The organism is Flavobacterium sp. (genome assembly GCF_028712645.1).
Lineage (GTDB): Bacteria > Bacteroidota > Bacteroidia > Flavobacteriales > Flavobacteriaceae > Flavobacterium.
Genome location: NZ_JAQTPQ010000216.1, coordinates 1 through 6,207, shown reverse-complemented (window position 1 = coordinate 6,207; position 6,207 = coordinate 1). Strand labels below are relative to the sequence as shown.

Annotated in this window: 9 protein-coding genes and 1 pseudogene; 4 read left to right on the top strand and 6 right to left on the bottom strand. The window is 30.2% G+C overall.

The genetic code is table 11. The features are described from left to right. On the top strand, nt 1-792 hold a 792-nt coding region (locus PHC28_RS14440), incomplete at its 5' end, for an LETM1-related biofilm-associated protein (protein ID WP_300102112.1). Between the two features lie 10 nt (nt 793-802). On the opposite strand, the gene can is transcribed toward PHC28_RS14440, so the two are convergent. Then, complete coding sequence (gene can, locus PHC28_RS14435; RefSeq protein ID WP_300102110.1) at nt 803-1,444, bottom strand: carbonate dehydratase; 642 nt, start codon at nt 1,442-1,444, stop codon at nt 803-805. Nucleotides 1,445-1,564: 120 nt separating this feature from the next. On the opposite strand from can, the gene PHC28_RS14430 reads away from it, so the two are divergent. Further along, complete coding sequence (locus tag PHC28_RS14430; RefSeq protein ID WP_300102107.1) at nt 1,565-2,506, top strand: LysR substrate-binding domain-containing protein; 942 nt, start codon at nt 1,565-1,567, stop codon at nt 2,504-2,506. 17 nt (nt 2,507-2,523) lie between these two features. On the opposite strand, the gene PHC28_RS14425 is transcribed toward PHC28_RS14430, so the two are convergent. The 3 genes from PHC28_RS14425 to mnmD all read right to left on the bottom strand — a co-directional run bounded on the left by PHC28_RS14425 (nt 2,524) and on the right by mnmD (nt 3,816). Further along, the gene (locus PHC28_RS14425) at nt 2,524-2,721 is read right to left on the bottom strand and encodes a hypothetical protein (RefSeq protein WP_300102104.1); all 198 of its coding nucleotides are present in this window, start codon (nt 2,719-2,721) and stop codon (nt 2,524-2,526) included. Nucleotides 2,722-2,824: 103 nt separating this feature from the next. Further along, a complete protein-coding gene (locus tag PHC28_RS14420) occupies nt 2,825-3,022 on the bottom strand; it encodes a hypothetical protein (RefSeq protein ID WP_300102101.1) in 198 nt (65 codons plus the stop codon). 131 nt (nt 3,023-3,153) lie between these two features. Continuing rightward, nucleotides 3,154-3,816, bottom strand: a complete 663-nt coding sequence (gene mnmD / locus PHC28_RS14415; protein WP_300102098.1) for a tRNA (5-methylaminomethyl-2-thiouridine)(34)-methyltransferase MnmD — start codon at nt 3,814-3,816, stop codon at nt 3,154-3,156. Nucleotides 3,817-4,102: 286 nt separating this feature from the next. Between mnmD and PHC28_RS14410 the strand changes: the two genes are divergently transcribed. After that, nucleotides 4,103-5,170 carry a branched-chain amino acid aminotransferase gene (locus PHC28_RS14410; RefSeq protein ID WP_300102095.1) on the top strand — a complete coding sequence of 356 codons (1,068 nt, stop codon included), beginning with the start codon at nt 4,103-4,105 and terminating at the stop codon, nt 5,168-5,170. An 80-nt stretch (nt 5,171-5,250) separates the two neighbouring features. Here PHC28_RS14410 and PHC28_RS14405 read toward each other — a convergent pair whose 3' ends face one another. After that, on the bottom strand, nt 5,251-5,634 hold the full coding sequence (locus tag PHC28_RS14405; protein WP_300102092.1) for a nucleoside triphosphate pyrophosphohydrolase family protein: 384 nt from the start codon (nt 5,632-5,634) through the stop codon (nt 5,251-5,253). Nucleotides 5,635-5,715: 81 nt separating this feature from the next. Between PHC28_RS14405 and PHC28_RS14400 the strand changes: the two genes are divergently transcribed. After that, the gene (locus PHC28_RS14400) at nt 5,716-5,904 is read left to right on the top strand and encodes a hypothetical protein (protein WP_300102089.1); all 189 of its coding nucleotides are present in this window, start codon (nt 5,716-5,718) and stop codon (nt 5,902-5,904) included. A 69-nt stretch (nt 5,905-5,973) separates the two neighbouring features. Here PHC28_RS14400 and PHC28_RS14395 read toward each other — a convergent pair. Then, a pseudogene (locus PHC28_RS14395) lies at nt 5,974-6,207 on the bottom strand (dihydrofolate reductase); the annotation flags it as partial.

The following is a 6,207-nucleotide window of genomic DNA, read 5'->3' as shown; positions in this document are numbered from 1 at the left end:
AAAAACTTTTCGCATATTGTTACCAATGCCTTGCTTTTTATTGATGTTTTGGCTTTTCGCCAATACTTAATTCAGGGAGCAATTCCCGAAAAGTATCTAAAAAAAATAGAGGAAACCATAGTAAGTATTGTTTCGCTTGCATTGAAAACCAAATCCAACAAATCAAAATACGATGATTTATTGATTAAACTTTTCGAATCATCTGTTCGATATAGTAAATTTTCGAAAGTTACTATTCAAAATCTAGAAGAACTCAAACTAGATTACCTCTCGAATGAATTAGAAAAAAAGTATTTGATAGATATGGCTGGAATGGCATTATGGAGTGATGGAGTTATCGAAAAAAATGAAGCCTATTTCTTGTACAAGCTTGCCGAAATAATTAACATTTCTGATGAATTTGTAACAGAAAGTATAATAGAAACTAATGAATTTATAATCAATTACAAGAATGAAATACCGTATTTTAATTATTCCAATCCCGTTAAACATTTTTACGAGCAAACCACCCAAACGGTAATAAAACTAATAACACGAAATAAAAATAGATTAGTAAAAGAAATTATAGAAAGTAAAGAATTAATGCTATTATTGGCTTATTCCACACGAAGAGATTTAGACGAAAAAGAAAAGAAAAAAGTTAGAAAACAATTATTGGATATTTGTAAAACGATTCCATCATTAACTATATTCTTGTTACCTGGCGGCAGTTTACTACTTCCCATTTTAATCAAATTTATCCCAACCTTATTGCCTTCGGCTTTTAATGAAAATCTTGAAAACGAAGATTGATACCATTCAATTATTTTGAAAATTTCAATTGATATACTTCGTCCAAGTCCTCGTCAGAACTAAAATTCACGTTTAAATCAGTAACGAATCCTGAGTTCAATCCGTAAGCCCAACCGTGAAGATATAATTCTTGTCCACTTTTCCATGCTGATTGAACAATCGACGTTTTAGCCAAATCAAAAACCTGTTCGATAACATTAAATTCAACAAATTTATTAAATCGTTCTGTTTCGTCTTCAATAGAATCCAATTCTTTTTTATGCAGACGATATATGTCTTTAATATGACGAATCCAGTTGTCAATAATTCCAATAGAATCATTTTTCATTGCTGCCGAAATACCTCCACAACCATAATGACCGCAAACAATAACGTGTTTCACCTTTAAAACATTAACAGCATAATCTAAAACACTCAACATATTCATATCCGAATGGACTACCATATTGGCAATATTTCGATGTACAAAAACCTCTCCTGGTTTTGCTCCAATGATTTCGTTTGCTGGAACTCTACTGTCAGAACAACCAATCCACAACAAAGGAGGAGTTTGTCCTTGTGCTAAATCTTTGAAATAATTAGGATCATCTGCTAAAGTAGATTCAACCCATTCCTTATTATTATCCAATATTTTTTGGTAAAAATCACTCATTATTTTTTATTCTTTATGTAATTCAAAGATAGAATAAATAATTAGTAGAATTTATTTAAAAACAACCATAATAAAAAATGATAGTTTTTTATCTTTGCATCAAAAAATACTATTTTTTATATGACCATTACCCAACTTCAATATGTTTTGGCTGTTGCCGAACACCGAAATTTCACACTTGCCGCCGAAAAATGTTTTGTTACTCAGCCCACATTGAGTATGCAAATTCAAAAAATTGAGGAAGAACTCAATATCCTAATTTTTGACAGAAGCAAAAAACCAATCCAACTTACTGATATTGGTCAGAAAATTGTCACTCAAGCAAAAAACATTGTTAACGAAGCAGGTAAAATAAAAGATATAGTTGAATTTCAAAAAGGATTTATTGGTGGTGAATTTAGATTAGGAATTATCCCAACGGTTATGCCTACACTTTTGCCAATGTTTTTGAATAATTTCATCAAAAAATATCCAAAAATCAAACTCATTATTGAAGAACTGAATACCAATGAAATTATCCTTCGATTAAAAAACGGTCACCTCGATGCAGCCATTGCTGTAACACCTTTGGAAGATGAAAAAATTAAGGAAATAGTTCTTTACTTTGAACCATTTGTGGCCTATATACCTGAAAATCATAAAATTTCACAAAAAGAAGAAATAGAAATTTCCGATTTGAATCTAAGTGATATTTTGCTCTTGCAAGACGGACATTGTTTCCGTGACGGAATTTTGAATTTATGCAAAAATCAAAATGAAGTTTCAGAAAATACTTTTCAACTAGAAAGTGGTAGTTTTGAAACCTTAATAAAACTGGCCGACGAAGGTTTAGGAACAACCCTTCTTCCCTATTTGCACACATTAGATTTAAAGGAAAAAGACAAATCAAAATTGAGACATTTCAGAGAACCAAAACCAGCACGTGAAGTGAGTTTAATTTATCCTAAAAGCGAATTAAAAATTCACATAATTGATGCGCTAAGAAATACAATTACTGGAGTTGTAAAAGGGGCAATTACTTTTCAGAATGTACAAATTATAAGTCCAATTCAAAAGAAATAATTGATAGGAGCATTATTTTAGAAGTTTACATCCAAAATACATTGTTGTAATTCAGGTTTGTTTTTTGTGAAAAATTGCAGCCAATTTCTCAATTTTTCAATTTCATAAGCAGATAAACTTCTCAAAGCTTTTTTCAATTCTTTTCTAAAAAGTTGCTCATCGTGGCTAACTTTTTCTAAGATTGATTTCGTATAATCATATATCATTCTGTGCATATAAAAAAAATTAAGTTTATTTAATCTAAATATATAACACTCAAAAAATATTTTTCCCTACTTCAATTTAATAAAAAAGGACCCAAATGGTCCTTTTTATATTTTATGTATTCACAATTAACAAACATTGCTTCAGTTCTGGCTTTTCAATTATAAAGTTTAAAAGCCATTCTTTTAATTGCTCCATTTCGTAAGGTAACAAGGATTTAATCGCTTTTTCTAATTCTTTGCAAAAAAGTATTGGGTCAAAACTTACTCTCTCGAGTATCGATTTTGTATAATCAAACATTATTTTCGACATACTTATTTATGATTAAAAGTTAATAACTAAAAAACTAAGGTTATGTAAAACTATACATTAAATAATTAATACAAGTTTAATTAACGTAGAATTATAACTATTTATTGCTTAAAAAAGATTTATAAAAATGTTCAAATTTTACTAGCCCTAAACATTTCTCTTTTTCCTGGTGGTCCTTCGAGTTTTTCGACTGCTAAACCTACTTCTATCATACTCCTTTTCACGACTCCACGAGCTGCATAAGTTACCAAAACCCCATTCGGTTTAAGAGCGTCATACATTTTTTTAAAAATTGCCGTACTCCACAATTCGGGTTGAACATTATATCCAAATGCATCAAAATAAATCAAGTCAAATTTCTCGAAATCATCTATTTCATCAAAAAATTGCTTTCTTTTTGTAAACAAAAAATCATCTCTCAAAACAATTGGTTCTTCCCAATTGCACTTGTGCATTTTTTCAAAAATAACTCTTTCAATTTCAGCATTCAATTCGGAAACATAATTCATCATTGCAACTTCTTCTACTGAAATTGGATAGGCTTCTACTCCAACATAATTAATGGTTTGATGCAATTTTTGGGATTCTAAAAAAGTGATAAAGGCATTTAAACCAGTGCCAAATCCGATTTCAAAAATAGAAATTGATTTATTTTCAAACAAGGAAAGTCCATTTTTTATAAAAACGTGTTGGGCTTCTTGAATGGCTCCAAATTTTGAATGATAACATTCATCCCACTCCTTAATATGAATAGTCGTAGAACCGTCAAGTGTTTGGATTATTTCTCTTTTCAAGATAGATTTTGTTATTATTTGCTGGAAAAATTTTATATGTTGGCCAAATTTAATTAAAAACTAATAGGTTTTGCTCTCAAAAAATCTAATATTTTTATATATTTCATAAAAACATCCTCACAATATTTACTTTTTTTGGACAATAAATAAATCTCAGTTTATTGCCGTAATTAATGTTTTTTTAGCAAGTAATACGATGTTTTTTATTTAATTTTGCAAAACATAAATTTGAATATCATCTCAACATTTTTGGCGAAAGCCTTATATAAAAACATAATAATAGATTATGAGTGCAACCCAAACCCACAAAATTGAAATAATAAAAGCGGCAACTTCTAAAATAAATGATGTAGATTTTGATAATTTACATTTTGGAGAAGTTTTTACAGATCATTTATTTGAATGTGATTTTACAAATGGCGAATGGCAACAACCAGTCATCAAACCTTATGCTCCCTTTTTATTAGATCCGTCAGCTAAAGTTTTCCATTACGGTCAAGCTATTTTTGAAGGAATGAAAGCCTACAAAGATGATAATAATGATCTTTGGTTATTTAGACCTGACGAAAACTTCAAACGATTCAACAATTCTGCAAAAAGAATGGCAATGGCCGAAGTTCCTGAAGAAATCTTTATGGAAGGCTTAAAACAATTGTTGCAATTAGATGAAGCCTGGATTCAAAAAGGGAAAGGAAATACAATGTACATCAGACCTTTTATGATTGCTACAGGAACTGGAGTGATTGCAAATCCGTCGGAAGATTATAAGTTTATGATTATTTTATCGCCAGCAAAAGCTTATTATTCTGGTGAAGTAAAAGTTTTAATTGCTGAGCATTTCAGTAGAGCTGCAAACGGTGGTATTGGAGTTGCAAAAGCTGCAGGAAATTATGCTGCACAATTTTATCCAACTAATTTGGCTAACAAAGCTGGTTTCCAACAAGTGATTTGGACGGACGATGCAACACATACCAAACTAGAAGAAGCTGGAACAATGAACTTGTTTTTCAGAATAAACGACACCATTTATACAGCTCCTACAAGCGAAAGAATTCTTGATGGTGTAACTCGAAAAAGTCTTATTGATATGGCCAAAAGAGAAAATATAGAAGTTGTAGTTCGACCTGTTTTAGTTTCTGAACTTGTTGAAGGTGCTAAAAATGGAAGTTTGAAAGAAATTTTTGGAGCTGGAACTGCTGCGGTTGTTAATCCGATTGTTGGGTTTTCTTATCAAGACGTTTACTATGAATTACCAAAAATAGAAAATTCAATTGCATTGCAACTTAAAGATAAATTGACCAATATTCAACATAAACTTGCCGAAGATACTTTTGGCTGGACAGTTAAAGTGTAGATTTCAGAATTTAGATTTTAGAATAAAAAAGAGCAATTTTCAATTTAAAAATTGCTCTTTTTTTATACCTAACTAAAATACTATTTAAGAATTTTAGAAAAATCTGGTTTGAAATAATTGGGTCCTTTCATCACTTTACCATCTTCGCGATAAATAGGCTTTCCATCTTCTCCTAATTTACTCATATTGCTGCGTTGAATTTCGTCGAAAACTTCCTCAATTTTATGTTGTAAACCGTGTTCAATAATTGTCCCGCAAAGTATATACATCATATCTCCCAAAGCATCAGCTATTTCAACTAAGTCATTATTTTGAACGGCTTCAAGATATTCCTCATTTTCTTCTTTCATCAAATTGTAACGAAGCATTTTTTTGGTATCGCCTAAATCAGCAATTGGATTTTCGCTATGACCAATTTTGAAAGCTGTGTGAAATTCCTTGACCGCGCTAATTTGTTTTTGCATAATTTTATTTGATTAAATGAGGTGGCAAATTAGTAACTTTTCCTAAACAAATCCTTAAATTTGTCCAAAATATTTTAAGCTATGTTTAGTAAAGGACAATTGGTTTTTGCTACCTGTTTTTTTGTTGCTTTTGTTATCGCAATGATTTATGCGTATCGAAAAGATGCGAAGTTGCACAAAATTTTTTACAAAGGAAATTACAAAATTCTTATTGGGTTTTTCCTTTTTATCGTGATCTTATTTATGATAAAAATATTTTTCAAAAGATAAAATTTTAATTTTTTGAAATAAAAAAAGGATGCCATTAAGACATCCTTTTCCATTAAAATCAAATATTTTTTAATTTTCTAGAGGTAAAAAACCATATTTTTTAGAGTAATTCAACATTTGATCTGCAAATGATTTTGGTTGTGTTACTTCTATAGAAATAATGTTTCCTTTTGCATCTAATTTCGGAACCAAAACAGGATTCACAAAACCGCTATAAGGAGCTGAAGCAAATTGTTTGTTTCTTTCCAAAACTTCAGAGTGCAGTTTTTGGTCAACTTTCACTCCATAATTTTCTACCAAAGC

Coding starts and splice junctions, on each gene's coding strand:
- can (WP_300102110.1), bottom strand. CDS start 1,444: ATGAGTGATTTTTACCAAAAAATATTGGATAATAATAAGGAATGGGTT.
- PHC28_RS14430 (WP_300102107.1), top strand. CDS start 1,565: ATGACCATTACCCAACTTCAATATGTTTTGGCTGTTGCCGAACACCGA.
- PHC28_RS14425 (WP_300102104.1), bottom strand. CDS start 2,721: ATGCACAGAATGATATATGATTATACGAAATCAATCTTAGAAAAAGTT.
- PHC28_RS14420 (WP_300102101.1), bottom strand. CDS start 3,022: ATGTCGAAAATAATGTTTGATTATACAAAATCGATACTCGAGAGAGTA.
- PHC28_RS14410 (WP_300102095.1), top strand. CDS start 4,103: ATGAGTGCAACCCAAACCCACAAAATTGAAATAATAAAAGCGGCAACT.
- PHC28_RS14405 (WP_300102092.1), bottom strand. CDS start 5,634: ATGCAAAAACAAATTAGCGCGGTCAAGGAATTTCACACAGCTTTCAAA.
- PHC28_RS14400 (WP_300102089.1), top strand. CDS start 5,716: ATGTTTAGTAAAGGACAATTGGTTTTTGCTACCTGTTTTTTTGTTGCT.